The following is a 17,777-nucleotide window of genomic DNA, read 5'->3' on the forward strand; positions in this document are numbered from 1 at the left end:
ACGACCGCTCGCGGCCCGCGCGGCCGATCCTCGTGTCATGGCGACCGATGCGTTCGAGCGAGTGATCTTCCGCGGCCGGGTCATGGACAAGAAGACCCAGGCGTTCCTGCGAGCGATGGAGCAGCGGCTCGGCTACGAGCTGACCATCGTCCAGGGCAGCTACAACGCCGGCGGCGTGTCGGCCTCGGCCGGCACCCACGACGGCGGCGGGGTCGTCGACCTGGTCTCGTGGGACCACCGCCGCAAGGTCCGCATCGCGCGCGAGCTCGGCGCGTTCGCGTGGTTCCGCCCGGATCTGCCCGGCGTGTGGGGCGAGCACGTCCACCTCGGGATCCGCGACCACGGCCGGCTGTCGTCGGCGGCGAAGGCGCAGCAGGCCGGCTTCGACGCCGACCCGGCCCGCAACGGGCTCGCGAACAACGCCGTCGACCGCACCTGGCACCCGGACCCGTCGGTGACGTTCAGGTACCGCGCGAGGACCGAGCCTCCGCCACCGCCCCCGACCCGGGTCGCGCGCTCGCGCGACGCCCTCGCCGAGGCCATCCACGCGCTCGGCGAGGCCGCGGCGCTCCTCGACGCCACCGGCGAGGACCGCGAGTTCGCGAGGAAGCAGATCGACGACCTGCGCGAGCTCCGCGCGACCGCCCGAGACGTCCTGGAGCGGATGCCGGAGCGGTGAGCCGGTTCGCGTAGTGTGTGCCCCGCTTTCACACCCGGGGCGTATAGCTCAGCGGTAGAGCACCTCCCTTACAAGGAGGTGGTCGGGGGTTCGATCCCCTCTGCGCCCACAAACGAGTCAGGCCGGCGCTTGCGCCGGACGTTCCTGTTTCTGTGGCCTTTGGTTTGGCCGGAAATGAAGTCGGACCGCAGGCGTCTCGGGTCACCTGCGGTCCAACAAGGACAACTCTAGAACCGCCGTTCAAGCGGTGTCAGGGAAATTCTGGACATCTTTACCCTTGGTCTAGACCAGGGGTCCTGACGAGGTCCGCGACGGGCCTCAGAGGGCGGCGGCGAGCTGCTTCAGGTGCTCGTCGAGGTCGCGGCCGTCGGGCAGGGCGTTGTGCACCGACCAGCGCACCACGCCCTCCTTGTCGACGACGTACGACGAGCGCCGGGCGACGCCCTTGGTGTCGTCGAAGACGTCGTAGGACCGGGCCACCTCGCCGTGCGGCCAGAAGTCCGAGAGCAGCGGGAAGTTCAGGCCGTCCTGGTCGGCGAACGCGCGCAGGGAGTAGACCGGGTCGCAGGAGATCGCGAGCACCTCGGTGTCGAACGTCAGGAACTCCGCGAGCCGGTCGCGGATGCCGGCCATCTCGCCCGTGCACACCCCGGAGAACGCCCAGGGGTAGAAGAAGATCGCCACGGCCTTCTGCCCGCGGAACGAGGACAGCGTCACGTCCTGGCCGAACTGGTCGCGCAGCGTGAAGTCCGGCGCCAGGCCGCCGAGCTCGAGTCCGGTCATGCGACTCATCCTGTCACCGGCCGGCGACAGTCCCTCAATCGGCGTCCAGCTCCCGCTTGAGCAGCTTCCCGGTGGCGTTGCGCGGCAGCTCGTCCATGATCACGATCTCGCGCGGCACCTTGAAGCGCGCGAGGTTCTGCTTCACGTGCTCCTTGAGCTCGTCCTCGGTGACGTCGCCGCTCACCACGACGAACGCGCGCAGCCGCTTGCCGAAGTCGGGGTCGTCCACACCGATCGCGGCGGCCTCGAGCACCTTCTCGTGGCGCACCAGGCAGTCCTCGACCTCGCGCGGGAAGACGTTCTCGCCGCCGGACACGATCATCTCGTCGTCGCGGCCCTCGACGTGCAGCCGGCCGTCCTGGTCGAAGCGGCCGACGTCGCCGGTCGACATCAGCCCGTCGACGACCTCCTTGTGCCCGCCGCCGGTGTAGCCCTCGAAGAGCAGCCCGTTGCCGACGAAGATCCGCCCGGTCTCCCCCGGCGCGACCTCGACACCGTCGGGGTCGAGGATCTTCACGACGGTGGCGTACGGCGGCTTGCCGGCCGCGCCGGGCGCCTCGCGCAGGTCGACGGGGTCGGCGATCGAGGCGTAGGCGACCTCGGTCGAGCCGTAGATGTTGTAGAGGTGGTCGCCGAACCGGTCCATCCACTCCAGCGCGAGGTCGCCGGGCAGCGCCGAGCCGGAGGACGCGACGACCTGCACGCGGGAGAGGTCGTATCCCGCCAGGGTCGCGTCCGGGAGCGCCAGCATGCGCTGCAGCATCACCGGGATCACCACCAGCGAGTCGCAGCGCTCTGCCTGGGTCACCCGCAGGCAGTCCTCCGGGTCGAACCGGCGCCGCAGCACGATCGTCGAGCCGAGCAGCATCGAGAGCGCGAGGTGGGCGAAGCCCCAGGTGTGGAACAGGGGCGCCGCGACGTGCGTGCGCCAGCCGTACTTCAGCGGCATCCGGGACAGCAGCGAGACCGCCGCGTCGATCCCGGCCTCGCTGCGCGGCGCGCCCTTCGGGGTGCCGGTGGTCCCGGACGTCAGGATCACGATCCGGCCGTGCCGCCCGGCCGGGTCCACGTCGGCGTCCTCCTCGGCGCCGATCAGGCCCTCGAGCGTGGGGCGGTCCCCGGCGTCGCCGTCGGTCCAGCCGAGCACGGTCTTCTCGACGTGCGCGTGCTCGAGCAGGCCGGCGAACTCCTCGTCGTGCACCAGCAGCGTCGGCTTCTCCCGCTCCAGCACGTCGACCAGCTGCGGGCCGGCGAAAGCGGTGTTGAGGTAGAGGACGTCGGCGCCGAGCTTCGCCGTGGCGATGCTCGCGTCGATGAAGCCGCGGTGGTTGCGGCACATGATCGCGACGCTGTCGCCCTCGGCGACCCCGAGGCGCGCGAACGCGCGCGCCAGGGCGTTGGAGCGCCGGTGCACCTCGTCGAACGTGAGCGACCCGAGCTCGTCGACGACCGCCGTACGGCGCGGGTCGAGCGCCGCCGCGGCGGTGAAACCGCCGGCGGGCCCGGTGCCCCAGTCCTTGAGGGCCTTCCCGGCGCGCGCGAGCGCCATCGGCCCGTGCGGGCGGATGACGCCGGCCCGGGTGAGCACCTTCAGCGTGGTGCCGGCGGCGCCGGCACCCTGGGACGTCCTGCGGAGCAGGTCAGGCAATGGTCTTCGGTGCGATCAGCCGCGTGGCCGACCAGTCCTTGCTGACCGAGGCCGTCGTGGTCTGGGAGAGGCCGGCGATCGGCGCGGCCTCGGCAATGTCGGCCGGGTCGACCGCACTGGGCCGCCCCACCTTGGGCGTGAGCAGCCAGATGGCGCCGCCTCCGACCAGGTCGGTCAGCGCGTCCACGAGACCGTCGACCAGGTCGCCGTCCTCGTCGCGCCACCACAGCACGACGGCGTCCACGACGTTGCCGTAGTCCCCGTCGACCATGTCGGCGTCGATGCGATCCTCGATCGCGACCCGCAGCTCGTCGTCGGCGTCGTTGTCCCAGCCCAGCTCTTGGACCACCATGCCGGACGTGAAGCCCAGCCGAGCGGCCGGACCCGCGTCGGGCCCGTCAGTCTGGGTGGACCCGCCACCCGCGGTCGCGCTCAAGTTCTCGCCTCCAGGTCATCCGTAACGAAGTTGGGGGGTAGTCCACCGGAGTTGCCCCGGCGACGCAACCTCTGTCCACCAACCAGACCCCGATTCCGCCTACCGATGGGTAGATTTTCTGCCCATCGGGAGCGTGCGACGATGGTCGGGTGACTGTTGACGAGACCCCCACGTCGAGCACGGAGACCCAGCGGAGCGGCGCCATCCCGACCGTCATCCACGAGGGCCTCCCCACCCAGCTGCCCGACATCGATCCCGACGAAACCCACGACTGGATCGACTCCTTCGACTCCCTCATCGACGAGCGTGGCCGCGAGCGTGCCCGCTACGTGATGCTCCGCCTGCTCGAGCGGGCTCGCGAGATGAACGTCGGCGTTCCCGCCCTGCGGAGCACCGACTACATCAACACGATCCCGCCGGAGCGCGAGCCGTGGTTCCCCGGTGACGAGGAGGCCGAGCGCCGGATCCGCGCGTTCATCCGCTGGAACGCCGCCGTCATGGTGTCCAGCGCCAACCGCAAGGGCCTCGAGGTCGGTGGCCACATCGCCACCTACCAGTCCTCCGCCAGCCTCTACGAGGTCGGCTTCAACCACTTCTTCCGCGGCAAGGAGCACCCCGGCGGCGGCGACCAGATCTACATCCAGGGTCACGCCTCCCCCGGCATCTACGCCCGCGCGTTCCTCGAGGGCCGTCTGACCGAGGAGCAGCTGTACCGCTTCCGCCAGGAGGTCCAGCACGGCCCGCACGCCGGCCTGTCGTCGTACCCCCACCCCCGGCTGATGCCGGAGTTCTGGGAGTTCCCGACCGTCTCGATGGGCCTGACCGCCCTCAACTCGATCTACCAGGCGCGGTTCAACCGCTACCTGCAGAACCGCGGCATCAAGGACACCAGCGAGCAGACCGTCTGGGCGTTCCTCGGCGACGGCGAGATGGGCGAGCCCGAGTCGCTGGGCGCGATCCGCACCGCCGCGCGCGAGGAGCTCGACAACCTGGTGTGGGTCGTCAACTGCAACCTGCAGCAGCTCGACGGCCCGGTGACCGGCAACGGCAAGATCATCCAGGAGCTCGAGGCCAACTTCCGCGGCGCCGGCTGGAACGTCATCAAGGTGGTCTGGGGCCGCGAGTGGGACCCGCTGCTCGCGCGTGACGTCGACGGCGTGCTCGTCAACCGGATGAACACCACCCCCGACGGGGCCTTCCAGACGTACTCCGTCGAGACCGGCGAGTACATCCGCGACAGCTTCTTCGGCGCCGACCCCCGGCTGCGCAAGATGGTCGAGCACATGAGCGACGACCAGATCCGCAAGCTTCCCCGCGGCGGCCACGACTACCGCAAGGTGTACGCCGCGTTCGACTCGGCCACCAAGCACGTCGGGCAGCCGACGGTGATCCTGGCCAAGACGGTCAAGGGCTGGACGATCGACGCCCTCGAGGGCAAGAACGCCACCCACCAGATGAAGAAGCTCACCCAGGACGACCTGAAGCGCTTCCGGGACCGGCTCTACCTCCCGATCTCCGACCGTGACCTCGAGCGCGCCTACGAGGAGACCGGCGCCGCGCCGTTCTTCCACCCCGGCGCCAACTCGCCCGAGATCGAGTACATGATGGAGCGCCGCAAGCAGCTCGGCGGCTCCCTGCCGAAGCGGGTCCTGCGCGCCAAGCCGCTGCAGCTGCCCGGTGACGCGATGTACGCCGAGCTCAAGCAGGGCTCGGGCAAGAACAAGATCGCCACGACCATGGCCGTCGTCCGCCTGCTCAAGGACTGGATGAAGGACCCGGAGATCGGCAAGCGGATCGTCCCGATCGCTCCGGACGAGTACCGCACGTTCGGCATGGACTCGATGTTCCCGAGCGCGAAGGTCTACAACCCGGGCGGTCAGCAGTACGAGTCGGTCGACCGCAAACTGTTGCTCTCCTACAAGGAGTCGGCCCAGGGCCAGATGCTCCACGAGGGCATCTCCGAGGCCGGTGCGCTCGCCTCGGCGACCGCTGCGGGCTCGGCGTACGCCACCCACGGCGAGCACATGATCCCGTTCTACATCTTCTACTCGATGTTCGGGTTCCAGCGGACCGGCGACTCGATCTGGGCGATGGCCGACCAGCTCTCGCGCGGCTTCCTGATCGGCGCCACCGCCGGTCGTACGACGCTCACCGGCGAGGGCCTGCAGCACGCCGACGGTCACTCGCCGCTGCTCGCGGCGACCAACCCGGCGGTCGTGCACTACGACCCGGCGCTGGCGTACGAGGTCAGCCACATCATGCGCTCCGGTCTCGAGCGGATGTACGGCGAGGACGCCGAGAACGTCATCTTCTACATCACGGTCTACAACGAGCCGACCGCTCACCCGGCCGAGCCGGAGAACGTCGACGTCGACGGCATCCTCAAGGGCATCCACCACGTGAAGTCGGGCGAGGGCGACGGCCCGCGGGTGCAGCTGCTCGGCTCCGGCGTCGGCTTCCCGTGGATCGAGGAGGCCCAGCGCCTGCTCCGCGAAGAGTGGGGCGTCGTCGCCGACACCTGGTCGGTCACGTCGTGGAACGAGCTGGCTCGCGACGGTGCCGCTGCCGAGGAGTGGAACCTGCTGCACCCGAGCGAGGCGCCGCGTACGCCGTACATCGCCGACAAGCTCCAGGCCATCGAGGGCCCGGTCGTGGCGGTGTCGGACTACATGCGCGCGGTGCCGCTGCAGATCGCCCGCTGGGTGCCCGGCGACTACCGGGTGCTCGGCGCCGACGGCTTCGGCTTCGCCGACACCCGCCCGGCCGCCCGGCGGTTCTTCCACATCGACGCCCAGTCCGTCGTCGTCCAGGCGCTCCAGGCGCTCGCCGACGCCGGCCAGATCGACCGCTCGAAGGTCGAGGAGGCGTTCGCGAAGTACCGCATCGACGACCCGACCGCGGTCGCCGGCGTCAAGCAGGAGGGCGGCGACGCGTAGTCGCCGTGGTTTCGAGGCTCGCTGGCGCTCGCACCTCAACCACCGGCTCGGTGGTTGAGGTGCGAGGGCCGCTGGGCCCGAGCCTCGAAACCACCTAGCTACACCTACGCGGTGTCCTCGACCGCCTGCAGCGACGCCTGGTTGCCACCGGCCTTGAGCAGCGCGCGGAACCGCGCGCGGCTGTACTTCGCCGGCGCGGTGGTGCGGATGAACTCGTGCACGATGTGGGCGAAACGGACCGGGTGGTCCTTGTGCGGGAAGTGCCCGGCGTCCGGGATCACCTCGACGCGCGCGTTCGGCGCGATCCGGGCGGCGGCGTTCGCGTGCCGCACCGGGATCACGCGGTCGTCGCGACCCCAGACGACCCACATCGGCATCTCCTCGGTGAGGTAGGCCCGATCGGCCATCGTCACGATCTGGCCCTGCCAGTCGACGACCGCGCGCACGACGTGCCGGATCGCGTGGCGAGCCCGGCGGTCCTTGAAGGTGTCATAGATCGCGGCGACCTCGTCGAGGTCCCGCGTGACCTTGTACGGCGCGCTCGACAGCGCCCGGAGCCCCGCCATGCCGGCGTGGCGGATACCCGGCAGCGTCAGCACCGACATCAGCTGGTCGAAGCCGGGGGTGCTGATCGCGCGGATGCCGGGCGAGACCTCGGGGCCGAGGCCGCCGGAGGCGACCAGCATCAGCCGCTCGGTGCGCTCGGGGAACTGGTAGGCGAACTGCATCGCCACCCCACCGCCGAAGCTGTGCCCGACGACCGTGGCCTTGTCGATGCCGAGCACGGTCAGCAGGTCGCGCATCCCGTTGGCGAAGCCGCCGAGCGTGTAGTCGGCGCGCGGCTTGTCGGACTGGCCGTGGCCGAGCAGGTCCGGCGCGATCACCGTGTACCGGCGCGAGAGAGCCTCGATCACGGGCTCCCACGTGGTGTGGTCGCAGCCGAGCCCGTGCAGGAGCAGCACGACCGGGCCCTTGCCGGCCTTCACGTAGGCGCGGCGGTGGCCGTGGATCGTCACGAACTGGACGTCGTACCCGTCACGCGGCACGGTGCCTCCCAAGATGGACTCGTTCGTGATTCAACCACGGGTACCCCAGGTTCAGGACCGCAATCCCCTTGATTTACCAGTGTTTTACGCGGATCTGTCGGCCCACTAACCTTCCACGGTGACTCCGCGACGGCCGGCGACGCCCCACCAGCGGGCCGCCGATGCGCTCCAGCGGGCGACCGGCGCGCTGAGCACGTCCGCGATGGCGCGGATGGAGCACGACCTGCCGTGGTTCCGCGAGCTGCCCGCCGAGGACCGCTCCTGGGTCGGCATGATCGTCCAGGCCGGCATCCGGGAGTTCATCGTCTGGTACCGCCAGGCCGGCGACGGCCCGGCGCCCGGCGGCAACGAGATGGTCGCCTCGGTCTTCGGGGCCGCGCCGCGGGCCCTGGCCGGCGTCATCAACCTCCAGCAGACCGTCGACCTGGTCCGGCTGTCGATCGACGTCGTCGAGGCCAACATCGAGGAGCTGCTCGACCCCGCCGACGTGCCCGACGTGCACGCTGCGGTGCTCCACTACGCCCGCGAGGTCGCGTTCGCGACCGCCGCCGTCTACGCCCGCGCCGCCGAGGTCCGCGGCGCCTGGGACGCGCGGCTCGAGGCGCTGGTCGTCGACGCGGTGCTGCGCTCCGAGGCCGACGAGACGCTGCTGTCGCGGGCGAGCGCGCTCGGCTGGACCGGCCGCGGCGAGGTCGCGGTGGTCCTCGGCGCCGTCCCCGGCGACCGTTCCGAGTCCGACACCTTCGACGAGGTACGCCGCGTCGCCCGCACCGCCAGCATGGACGCGCTCTGCGCGGTCCAGGGCGACCGGCTCGTCGTCGTCCTCGGCGGGGTGACCGAGCCGCGCGCCGCGGCCGAGGTGGTCAGCGACCTCTTCGGCGACGGCCCGGTGGTCGTCGGACCGGTCGCCGCCGACCTCTCCCAGGCCTACGGCTCGGCTCGCGCCGCGCTCTCGGCCCACCGCGCCGCGGTGGGCTGGCCCGAGGCGCCGCGGCCCGTGCGCAGCAGCGACCTGCTGCCCGAGCGGGCGCTCGCCGGCGACGGGCACGCCCGCCGCCAGCTGGTCGATGAGGTCTACCTGCCGCTGCTCCAGGCCCGCGGCACCCTGATCGAGACGATCGCGGCGTACTTCCAGCACGGGTGCTCGATCGAGGCCACCGGCCGTGCCCTGTTCGTGCACGCGAACACCGTGCGCTACCGGCTCCGGCAGGTCGCCGAGCTGACCGGCTTCTCCCCCACCGACGCCCGCGACGCGTTCACGCTCGAGATCGCGCTGGTGCTCGGGCGGCAGTCCGGGCGCGCCTGACTCCTTTTTGTAGGTTTCCCACAAAGATCCGACGGCGGTTTTCGTGCGGGCCGGACCCGCGCTCGCGACCCGCGTTCCGGCAGGCTGGAGACGTGCTCGTGATCGTCGCTCCCGGCCAAGGCGCCCAGACGCCCGGATTCCTCACGCCCTGGCTGGAGGACCCGACCTTCGCCTCGCGGCTCGACTGGCTCTCCACCGTCGCCGGCCTCGACCTGGCGCACTACGGCACCGAGGCCGACGCCGAGACGATCCGCGACACCCGGATCGCGCAGCCGCTCCTGGTGGCGACCGGGCTGGTCGCGGTCCTCGAGGTCTTCCCGCACCCGGCCGACGCCTTCGAGCTGGTCGGCGCGGTCGCCGGCCACAGCGTCGGCGAGATCGCGGCCGCCGTGGGCGCGCGCGTGATCACCGCCGAGCAGGCGATGGTGCTGGTCCGCGAGCGCGGGAACGCGATGGCCGAGGCCGCCGCCGTCACCCCGACCGGCATGACCGCCGTGCTCGGGGGCGACCGCGAGGAGGTGCTCGCCGCGATCGACAAGCACGGTCTGACCGCCGCCAACGACAACGGCCCGGGCCAGATCGTCGCCGCGGGCACGCTGGAGCAGCTGCAGGCGTTCGCCGACGAGCCGCCCACCAAGGCCCGGTTGATGCCGCTCAGCGTCGCCGGCGCGTTCCACACCCACCACATGGAGCCTGCGGTCGGCCACCTGGCCGGCCTGGCCCGCTCGGTGTCGGTGCACGACCCGCGCACCCGGGTGATCTCGAACCGCGACGGCAAGGTCGTCCACGACGGCCGCGACGTCCTCGCCCGGCTCGTCGGCCAGATCGCCAGCCCGGTCCGCTGGGACCTCTGCATGGAGACCATGGAGGACCTCGGCGTCACCGGCATCCTCGAGATGCCGCCCGCCGGCACCCTCACCGGGATCGCCAAGCGCGCACTCAAGGGGGTCGAGACGTTCGCGCTCAAGACGCCCGACCAGCTCGAGGCGGCCCGGGAGTTCTGCGCCAAGCACGGTGAGGCGTCCGGGGTCGGCATCGGCACCAGCCCCACCTGGCGGATGGTCGTGTCCCCGTTCAAGGGCACGTTCCACAAGTCCGAGGAGGCCGCGAGCCTCGAGGTCCTGGCCGCCGGCGCCGCGATCGGCGAGGTCGCCAGCCTGCGCGACCGCGCCACCGTCTCGGCCCAGCACGGCGGCACGATCGTCGAGTGGCTCGTCGAGGACGGCGACCCGGTCGCACCGGGTCAGCCCCTGATCCGGCTGCACCCCGAGGGCGGCGGCCACTGATGGCCCGGCTCAGCGAGTCCCGCGGCGCCCAGCACGCGGCGATCCTCGGCATCGGCACCTACCGGCCCAGCCGGGTGATCCCGAACGCCGACGTCGTCGACGCGATCGACTCCAGCGACGAGTGGATCCAGCAGCGCTCCGGCATCCGGCAGCGTCGCTGGGCCACGCCCGAGGAGACCGTGCAGATGATGTCGGTCGCCGCGGCACGTACGGCGCTCGACCGCGCCGGCATCGACGCCCGGCAGATCGACTGCGTGATCGTCGCGACGGTCACCCACATGCTGCAGACCCCGGCCATCGCCACCGCCATCGCCCACGAGCTCGGCACCGACCAGGCCGCGGCGTTCGACATCTCGGCGGCCTGCGCGGGGTTCTGCCACGGCCTGGCGCTGGCCTCCGACGTCGTGCGCGGCGGCAGCGCCGGCTACGCCCTGGTGATCGGTGTCGAGCGGCTCTCGGAGCTCACCGACATCGGCGACCGCGGCACGGCGTTCATCTTCGCCGACGGCGCGGGCGCCGTGGTCGTCGGCCCGAGCGACGAGCCCGGGATCGGGCCTGTCGTGTGGGGCTCCGACGGCGAGCAGTTCGACCTGATCCGGCAGCGCGAGGACTGGCGCGACGTCGTCGCCTCTGACAAGCCCGAGATGCCGCACCTGATCATGCAGGGCAACGCGGTGTTCCGGTGGGCGTCGTTCGAGATGGCGAAGACCGGGCAGCTGGCCCTCGACCGGGCCGGCGTGTCCCGCGACGACCTCGACGTCTTCGTGCCGCACCAGGCCAACATGCGCATCACCGACGCGATGGCGCGGGCGATGAAGCTCCCAGAACGCGTCAAGATCGCGCGCGACATCGCCGACCAGGGGAACACCTCTGCGGCGTCGATCCCGCTCGCCCTCGACCGGATGATCGAGGAGGGCGACGCGCGCAGCGGCGACACGGCCCTCCTGATCGCCTTCGGTGCCGGCCTCGCGTACGCCGCGCAGGTCGTCACCGTCCCCTAGCTCCACCCATCAACCGAAGCACCACGCTCCACCAACCGAAAGGGAACACCAGCAATGGCCACGACCGAAGAGATCCGCGCCGACCTCGCCGACATCGTCAACGAGGTCGCCGGCATCGACGCCGACGACGTCCAGCTCGACAAGTCCTTCGTCGACGACCTGGACGTGGACTCCCTGTCCATGGTCGAGGTGGTCGTCGCCGCCGAGGAGAAGTTCGGCGTCTCCATCCCCGACGACGAGGTCAAGAACCTCCGTACTGTCGGTGACGCCGTCGCGTTCATCGAGCGCGCCCAGGCCTGATCCGCACCACCCCCCTGAAGGAGCAGCATGTCTTCGAAGCGAGTCGTCGTCACCGGTCTCGGGACCACCTCCCCCGTCGGCGGTGATGTCCCCAGCACCTGGGACGCCCTGGTCAACGGACGTTCGGGAGTCCGGTACCTGACCGACGACTGGGCCGAGGAGCTGCCGGTCAAGATCGCCGGCCGTATCGCCGTCGAGCCGACCGAGGTCCTGGAGCGGGTCAAGGCCCGCCGCCTGGACCGCTCCGCACAGTTCGCGATGGTCGCAGCCATGGAGGCCTGGGCCGACGCCGGCCTGGTCGACGCCGAGCTGGACAACAACCGGCTCGGCGTCGCCATGGCGTCCGGCATCGGCGGCGTGACCACGCTGCTCGACAACTACGACACGATGAAGGAGAAGGGCCCGCGACGGGTCTCTCCCCTCGCCGTGCCGATGCTGATGCCGAACGCGCCGGCAGCGCAGATCAGCCTGTACGTCGGAGCGCGCGCGGCCGTCATCACGCCGGTTTCGGCGTGCGCATCCGGCAACGAGGCGATCGCCCACGCGGTCGACCAGATCCGGCTCGGCCGCGCCGACGTCGTGGTCGCCGGCGGGACCGAGGCGGCCATCCACCCGCTGCCGATGGCCGCGTTCGCCAACATGATGGCGCTGTCCAAGACGGCCAGCGGCGAGGCCGGCGGCGACCCCACCACGGTCTCGCGGCCCTGGGACCTCGCCCGCGACGGCTTCGTCCTCGGTGAGGGCGCCGGCGTGCTCGTGCTGGAGTCCGAGGAGCACGCGTTGGCCCGCGGTGCGCGGATCTACGCGACCGTCCTCGGCGCCGGCGTCACCGCCGACTCGCACGACATCGCCCAGCCCGACCCGGAGGGCCGCGGCGGCTCCCGGGCGATCCTGATGGCGCTGCAGGAGGGTGACGTCAGCCCGTCCGACATCGCCCACGTCAACGCCCACGCGACCTCGACCCCGCAGGGCGACATCGCCGAGGGCCTGATGCTGCACGCGACCCTGGGCTCGCACGCCACCGACGTGGTGGTCACCAGCACCAAGTCGATGACCGGACACCTGCTCGGCGGCGCCGGCGCGCTCGAGGCGGTCGCGACGGTGCTCGCGCTCCACCACCGGATCTCCCCGCCGACGATCAACCTCGACAACCTCGACCCGAAGGTCGAGCTCGACATCGCCACCAAGGCCCGCGACCTGCCGCTCGGCGACATCGCGGCGCTCAACAACTCCTTCGGCTTCGGTGGCGCGAACGTCGCCGTCGCGTTCGGGAGCGTGTGAGTTGACCGCAACAGCAGCCAAGCCCGCGAAGCTCCCCCGCGAGGAGGACCCGCGCCACCCGGTGCACCGGCTCACCGCGCTCTTCGACGACGGCACCCTCGAGCTGATCACCCCTGACGACGACTCCGGCATGCTCGCGGCGGTCGGCGCCGTCAACGGCACCCGCGTGGTGGCGTTCTGCTCGGACGCCACCGTGATGGGCGGCGCGATGGGCGACGTCGGCTGCCGCGTGGTCGTCGACGCCTACCACCGCGCGATCACCGACGGCGTGCCGATCATCGGCCTGTGGCACTCCGGCGGCGCTCGGCTCGCCGAGGGCGTGCTGTCGCTGCACGCGGTCGGCCGGATCTTCCACGTGATGACCCAGGCCTCCGGCAAGATCCCGCAGATCTCCGTCGTGCTCGGCCCGGCCGCGGGCGGCGCGGCGTACGGCCCGGCGCTGACCGACGTCGTGATCCTCGGGCCCGAGGGCCGGATCTTCGTCACGGGCCCGGACGTCGTCCGCTCGGTGACCGGCGAGGACGTCGACATGCTCCGCCTCGGCGGCCCCGAGCCGCACGGGCGCCGCTCCGGCGTCGTGCACATCCTCACCGACTCCGAGCAGGAGGCGCTCGACCGCGCCCGCGGGGTCGCGTCGCTGCTCGGCTCGCAGGGCAGCCTGGTCGTCGCCGACGTCGAGGACCGCGACCTCGAGGAGCTGCTCCCCGAGTCCAAGAAGCGGGCGTACGACGTGCACCCGCTGGTCGAGTCGATCCTCGACGAGGGCACGGCCCAGGAGCTGCACGCCCGCTGGGCACCCAACATCGTCACCGCGCTCGGCCGCTTCGGCGGCCGCACCGTCGGCGTCGTGGCGAACAACCCGCTGCGCCTCGGCGGCTGCCTCGACTCGCTCTCGGCGGAGAAGGCGTCCCGCTTCGTGCGGATGTGCGACGCGTTCGGCGTACCGCTCATCGTCGTCGTCGACGTCCCCGGCTACCTGCCCGGCGTCGGCCAGGAGTGGGACGGCGTCGTGCGCCGCGGCGCGAAGCTGCTGCACGCGTTCGGCGAGTGCGTGGTCCCCCGCGTCACCCTGGTGACCCGCAAGACGTACGGCGGCGCCTACATCGCGATGAACGCCCGCTCGCTCGGCGCGACCAAGGTCTTCGCCTGGCCCGGGGCGGAGGTCGCGGTGATGGGAGCCGTCGCCGCGATCCGGATCCTGCACCGGCGCCGGCTCGCCGAGGTCGCCCCGGACATCCGTCCCCAGGTGGAGGCCGAGCTGGCCGCCGAGCACGAGCGGATCGCCGGCGGCGTGGACAAGGCCGTCGAGATCGGCGTGGTCGACGAGGTCGTCGCGCCGTCACGGACCCGTTCGGCGATCGCGCAGGCGATCAACGACGCGGTGCAGGGCGAGGGCGTGCGCCGCGGCTTCCACGGCAACATCCCGCTCTGATCACACCACCTGGTGCAGCCAGCGCACCGGGGCGCCGTCCCCGGCGTGCCGGAACGTCTCGAGCTCGTCGTCCCACGGCTTGCCGAGCAGCTTGTCGATCTCGACCAGCAGCGTCGTGTCGCCCAGCGCGGCCTTCACCACGGCTGCCTTGAGCCGGTCCTCCGGGATCATCAGGTCCCCGTGCAGGCCCGTCACCGCGTGGAACACGCCGAGCTCGGGGGTGTAGGAGAAGCGGGCGCCCTCGGAGGCCGCGGTGGGCTCCTCGGTGATCTCGAACCGGAGCTGGTTCCACCCGCGCAGCGCGGAGGCGACACCGGCCGCTGCGCCGACCTCACCGGTCCAGGAGAGCTCGGCGCGGTAGGTCCCCGACTGCGCCGGCTGCGGCGTCCAGTCCAGGTTCACAGGCACACCAAGGACACCACTGACGGCCCACTCGATGTGCGGGCACAGCGCGGACGGCGCTGAGTGGACGTACAAGACGCCCCTCGTCGCGGTGCGGGTGGCAGTGCGTGCGGTCACCGTGACCCCTCCTTCATCTCCGGCGCGAGATACGCCTTCCCCAGCGGTCTCTACGGATGTGAAGCAGGTTCAAAATGACACGCGTGTAGTTGTTGTGACCATTGTGGCCGATGGGGCCCGAGAACGCCAGTGTCAGCGCTGGCGAGCCGCGCCGGCGCGTCGGGCCCGGCGGGGGCCGAGCTCCATCAGCGTCGTGATCACGTCCTGGGCGATGCCCAGGCCGCCGAGGTGGCTCTCACCGTCGATGACCGACATCGTCGCGTCCGGGAGCCGGCGTACGACGTGCGCACCGTGGCGGATCGGCACGATGTGGTCGTCATCGCCGTGCCACCAGCGCACCGGCACGCTCACGTCGGCGAGCTCGAAGCCCCAGTCCCGGGTGAAGAGCACCAGGTCGTTGAGCGCCGCGGAGCTCTGGAAGCGGCTCCCGTTGAGCAGGTCGTCGATGAACATCGCCTTGAACTCCGGGCGCGACAGCAGGTTCTTGTCCCCCGGCGGCTGCACGGCGGCGTACAGGTCGAGCGCGGGCCCGGCCAGCGGCCGGACCAACCGGATCATCTGGGTCAGCGCGATGCCGGCAGGCACCCGCGTCGCCGAGAGCAGCGGCGCGAGGGCGACCGCGAGCTGGATGATGCCGCCGTCGACCGCGTCCGGCCCGCGCGTGGGCGCCACGCCCCCGAGCACGCCGATCCCGTGGATCCGGTCGGGCAGCGCTGCCCCTGCGGCGAGCGCGTACGGGCCCCCGCCCGAGAGCCCGATCATCCGCACCTTGTCGAGCGCCAGCGTGTCGAGCACCAGCTCGAGGTCGTGGGTCCAGTCCAGGATGTGCGGGTACAGGTGCGCCGTCGACGACCCGATCCCCGGCCGGTCGAGGCCGATGATCCGGACGCCCTGCCGGTCGGCGAGCTCGCGGGCCTCGAGCGGGATCTGCCGGCGCGCACCGGGGGTGCCGTGCATCCACACGATCGCCGGACCCTGACGGGGGCCGTACTCGGCGAAGCTCAGCCGCCGCTCGCCACGGACGGCGATCGTGCCCTCGAGAGCCGGCCGCCTGACGTTCCCCATGTCAGGGAGTCTCCCACGTCACCGCCGGGCGCGGACCGCGGCAGGATCCACCACGTTCCGTAGGTCGGACACCGCTCCCAGGGCACGGCCGTCGCCGACCACCGCGGGGCCGTCGACCAGGTCGAGCACCAGCGCGGTCACGTTGTCCTTCGCGCCGGCGGCGTACGCCGCCTGGCTGAGCGTGGCGGCCGTCGACTGCGGGTCCTCGGTCCGGAGCAGCTCGGCGATCATCGCGTCCGGCACCAGGTCGCTCAGCCCGTCGCTGCACAGCAGCAGCCGGTCCCCCGGCTCGACCCGGACGGGCAGCATGTCGAAGCCGTCGTTCACGGGGTCGCCGTCGATGCTCCGCAGCACCACGTTGCGCCAGGGGTGCCGCCTGGCCTCCGCCGGCGGCAGCCGGCCGGAGTCCACCAGCTGCTGGACGTAGGTGTGGTCGGTCGAGATCTGGCTCAGCATCCCGTGCCGGTAGAGGTACGCGCGCGAGTCCCCGACGTGCGCGAGCACCACCCGGGCGCCGTCGCAGATCACCGCGGTCAGCGTGGTCGCCATCCCGAGGCGGTTGAGGTCGCGCTGGATCCCCAGCCGGACGCCGGAGCGCGCCGCCTCGATGCCCTCCTGCAGGACCTGCTCCGGCGGGTCGCCGAAGCGGGCCAGCGCGGTCGCCGCCACCGCGAACGCCGCGGTCGCGGACGCGACCTCACCCGCGGCGGCACCCCCGACCCCGTCAGCGACGACGGCGAAGTAGGGTCCGACCCACGCGGAGTCCTCGTTGTGCGGACGCACCAGCCCGACGTCGCTCACGCCGGCACCCGAGAATCTCAACATCGTGACCCTCCTCGCGGGGACTGGCGAGCAGTACACCCCGCCGATCGGGCTCGGTCAAGCCGACCGGCTCAGCCGAGACGCTTCTCCAGCGCGTCCGCGCGCTCGTCGGCGTCGGTCAGCTCGTCGGCGTCGATGGCGTGGGTCCGGTGGAACCACATCAGCGCGTCCTGGTCCCGACCGGCCGCCTCGAGGGTGTCGGCATAGGCGTAGCGCAGCCGCACGACCCACGACGACCGGCTCTTCGACATCAGCGGCGCGAGCTCCAGCGTCCGCAGCGCGGCGTCGAGCTGCCCCAGGTCGCGGCGCGCCCCCGCCTCGACGATCGTCATCTCCGCCTTCGGCTCGGGCGCGAAGTTCGCGACCGAGGGGCTCTTCGCGAGCTTGAGCGCCTCCTGCGGCTTGCCGAGGGCGCGGTGGCAGTCCGCCATGATCGGCAGGTAGGCCGTGGCGCCGTTCATCCGCTTGGCCGCACGCAGCTCGGCCAGCGCCTCGGCGTAGTGACCGGCGGCGTACGCCGCCTCACCACACGCCTCGCGGACGACGGCCAGGCGGGGCGCCCGGGCCCGAGCCGCGAGCGTGTGCTGGTACGCCGTCTCCGGGTCCTCGTCGACGAGCATCCCGGCCGCGGCAAGGTGCCGGGCGACGCGGGCGGCGAGCTTCTCCGGGAGCCCCTTGAGCTGACCGGTCACGGAGCGGTCGAGCTCGGCGCCGGTGATGCTCTCGGGGAGGTCCGGACCGTCGTAGACGGCCTGCTCGGCGGTGCGGTCGGCCTGCTTGTCCGCGGGACGCTTCCAGTCGTTCTTCCGACCGGGACGGTCACCGGGCTTGCCACCGCTGCGCGCGCCACCCTTGGCGCCGCTCTTCGGCGCACCCTTGGCCGGCGGACGGCCACTGCGGCTGTCTCGACGGTCCGAGCGCTCGGCGTCCGGGCTCCAGCGCTGGGAGCGCTCGCCGGACTTGGCCGAACGGCCACCCGAGGCCGGCTTCCCACCTGAGGTCTTCTTCGCCCCGGTCGGCCGGCCGCCCGACGGCTTGCCACTGGCGGGACGTTGGGAGCGACGCTGCTCGGCCACGACGGTTCTCCTGGTGCTCTGACGACGGAAAGTTCTGGGAAATGCACGTAGGGGCCACCTTGCGGTGGCCCCTACGGATCGCGCAACTGCGCGTTCAAAGAATGTCCGGCGGCGTCCTACTCTCCCACAACCTCTCGGTTGCAGTACCATCGGCGCTGAAA

16 protein-coding genes and 1 tRNA gene are annotated in these 17,777 nt (G+C 71.7%); 9 read left to right on the forward strand and 8 right to left on the reverse strand.

The window, feature by feature from the left end; translation table 11 throughout:
- Positions 1–37: 37 nt before the first annotated feature.
- Both ABD875_RS22475 and ABD875_RS22480 read left to right on the forward strand, forming a co-directional pair.
- The gene (locus tag ABD875_RS22475; protein WP_345182562.1) at positions 38–679 is read left to right on the forward strand and encodes a hypothetical protein; all 642 of its coding nucleotides are present in this window, start codon (positions 38–40) and stop codon (positions 677–679) included.
- Positions 680–716: 37 nt separating this feature from the next.
- Positions 717–788, forward strand: a tRNA-Val gene (locus ABD875_RS22480).
- A gap of 209 nt (positions 789–997) precedes the next feature.
- Here the strand turns inward: ABD875_RS22480 and ABD875_RS22485 are convergent.
- The 3 genes from ABD875_RS22485 to ABD875_RS22495 are packed head-to-tail and all read right to left on the reverse strand — an operon-like array spanning position 998 to position 3,546.
- Positions 998–1,462, reverse strand: a complete 465-nt coding sequence (locus ABD875_RS22485) for a peroxiredoxin (protein WP_345182564.1) — start codon at positions 1,460–1,462, stop codon at positions 998–1,000.
- 34 nt (positions 1,463–1,496) lie between these two features.
- Positions 1,497–3,110, reverse strand: a complete 1,614-nt coding sequence (locus ABD875_RS22490; RefSeq protein WP_345182566.1) for an AMP-binding protein — start codon at positions 3,108–3,110, stop codon at positions 1,497–1,499.
- A complete protein-coding gene (locus tag ABD875_RS22495; protein ID WP_345182568.1) occupies positions 3,103–3,546 on the reverse strand; it encodes a DUF3052 domain-containing protein in 444 nt (147 codons plus the stop codon). Before ABD875_RS22495 ends, ABD875_RS22490 begins: the two co-directional genes overlap by 8 nt.
- 203 nt (positions 3,547–3,749) lie before the next feature.
- Here ABD875_RS22495 and aceE point away from each other — a divergent pair, with 203 nt between their 5' ends.
- Positions 3,750–6,482 carry a pyruvate dehydrogenase (acetyl-transferring), homodimeric type gene (gene aceE / locus ABD875_RS22500; RefSeq protein WP_345182603.1) on the forward strand — a complete coding sequence of 911 codons (2,733 nt, stop codon included), beginning with the start codon at positions 3,750–3,752 and terminating at the stop codon, positions 6,480–6,482.
- 104 nt (positions 6,483–6,586) lie between these two features.
- Here aceE and ABD875_RS22505 read toward each other — a convergent pair whose 3' ends face one another.
- A complete protein-coding gene (locus tag ABD875_RS22505; protein WP_345182570.1) occupies positions 6,587–7,540 on the reverse strand; it encodes an alpha/beta fold hydrolase in 954 nt (317 codons plus the stop codon).
- Between the two features lie 106 nt (positions 7,541–7,646).
- Here ABD875_RS22505 and ABD875_RS22510 point away from each other — a divergent pair, with 106 nt between their 5' ends.
- The 6 genes from ABD875_RS22510 to ABD875_RS22535 all read left to right on the forward strand — a co-directional run bounded on the left by ABD875_RS22510 (position 7,647) and on the right by ABD875_RS22535 (position 14,134).
- A complete protein-coding gene (locus tag ABD875_RS22510; RefSeq protein ID WP_345182572.1) occupies positions 7,647–8,834 on the forward strand; it encodes a PucR family transcriptional regulator in 1,188 nt (395 codons plus the stop codon).
- Between the two features lie 92 nt (positions 8,835–8,926).
- A complete protein-coding gene (locus ABD875_RS22515; protein WP_345182574.1) occupies positions 8,927–10,120 on the forward strand; it encodes an acyltransferase domain-containing protein in 1,194 nt (397 codons plus the stop codon).
- Complete coding sequence (locus ABD875_RS22520) at positions 10,120–11,121, forward strand: beta-ketoacyl-ACP synthase III (protein ID WP_345182576.1); 1,002 nt, start codon at positions 10,120–10,122, stop codon at positions 11,119–11,121. The genes ABD875_RS22515 and ABD875_RS22520 overlap by 1 nt, the downstream gene beginning before the upstream one ends.
- A 54-nt stretch (positions 11,122–11,175) precedes the next feature.
- Positions 11,176–11,421, forward strand: coding sequence for an acyl carrier protein (locus ABD875_RS22525; RefSeq protein WP_243060755.1), 246 nt, complete (start codon positions 11,176–11,178; stop codon positions 11,419–11,421).
- A 27-nt stretch (positions 11,422–11,448) separates the two neighbouring features.
- Positions 11,449–12,702: a beta-ketoacyl-[acyl-carrier-protein] synthase family protein gene (locus ABD875_RS22530; RefSeq protein ID WP_345182578.1), complete on the forward strand. Its 1,254-nt coding sequence runs from the start codon at positions 11,449–11,451 to the stop codon at positions 12,700–12,702.
- A gap of 1 nt (position 12,703) precedes the next feature.
- Entirely contained in the window at positions 12,704–14,134 is a 1,431-nt protein-coding gene (locus ABD875_RS22535; RefSeq protein ID WP_345182580.1) for an acyl-CoA carboxylase subunit beta, read from the forward strand.
- Here ABD875_RS22535 and ABD875_RS22540 read toward each other — a convergent pair whose 3' ends face one another.
- From ABD875_RS22540 to ABD875_RS22555, 4 genes are all read right to left on the reverse strand, one after another.
- Positions 14,135–14,653, reverse strand: a complete 519-nt coding sequence (locus ABD875_RS22540) for a DUF3145 domain-containing protein (RefSeq protein WP_345182582.1) — start codon at positions 14,651–14,653, stop codon at positions 14,135–14,137.
- Positions 14,654–14,785: 132 nt separating this feature from the next.
- Positions 14,786–15,718, reverse strand: a complete 933-nt coding sequence (locus ABD875_RS22545) for an alpha/beta fold hydrolase (RefSeq protein WP_345182584.1) — start codon at positions 15,716–15,718, stop codon at positions 14,786–14,788.
- A gap of 18 nt (positions 15,719–15,736) precedes the next feature.
- A complete protein-coding gene (locus tag ABD875_RS22550; RefSeq protein WP_345182586.1) occupies positions 15,737–16,543 on the reverse strand; it encodes a PP2C family protein-serine/threonine phosphatase in 807 nt (268 codons plus the stop codon).
- Between the two features lie 68 nt (positions 16,544–16,611).
- On the reverse strand, positions 16,612–17,616 hold the full coding sequence (locus ABD875_RS22555) for a tetratricopeptide repeat protein (protein WP_345182588.1): 1,005 nt from the start codon (positions 17,614–17,616) through the stop codon (positions 16,612–16,614).
- Positions 17,617–17,777 lie beyond the last annotated feature (161 nt).

The organism is Nocardioides caricicola (genome assembly GCF_039541135.1).
Lineage (GTDB): Bacteria > Actinomycetota > Actinomycetes > Propionibacteriales > Nocardioidaceae > Nocardioides > Nocardioides caricicola.

Excerpts from the sequence above, each read along its gene's own strand:
- ABD875_RS22545 (WP_345182584.1), bottom strand. The coding sequence starts at position 15,718 with ATGGGGAACGTCAGGCGGCCGGCTCTCGAGGGCACGATCGCCGTCCGT.
- ABD875_RS22525 (WP_243060755.1), top strand. The coding sequence starts at position 11,176 with ATGGCCACGACCGAAGAGATCCGCGCCGACCTCGCCGACATCGTCAAC.
- ABD875_RS22485 (WP_345182564.1), bottom strand. The coding sequence starts at position 1,462 with ATGACCGGACTCGAGCTCGGCGGCCTGGCGCCGGACTTCACGCTGCGC.
- ABD875_RS22550 (WP_345182586.1), bottom strand. The coding sequence starts at position 16,543 with ATGTTGAGATTCTCGGGTGCCGGCGTGAGCGACGTCGGGCTGGTGCGT.
- ABD875_RS22520 (WP_345182576.1), top strand. The coding sequence starts at position 10,120 with ATGGCCCGGCTCAGCGAGTCCCGCGGCGCCCAGCACGCGGCGATCCTC.
- ABD875_RS22475 (WP_345182562.1), top strand. The coding sequence starts at position 38 with ATGGCGACCGATGCGTTCGAGCGAGTGATCTTCCGCGGCCGGGTCATG.
- ABD875_RS22530 (WP_345182578.1), top strand. The coding sequence starts at position 11,449 with ATGTCTTCGAAGCGAGTCGTCGTCACCGGTCTCGGGACCACCTCCCCC.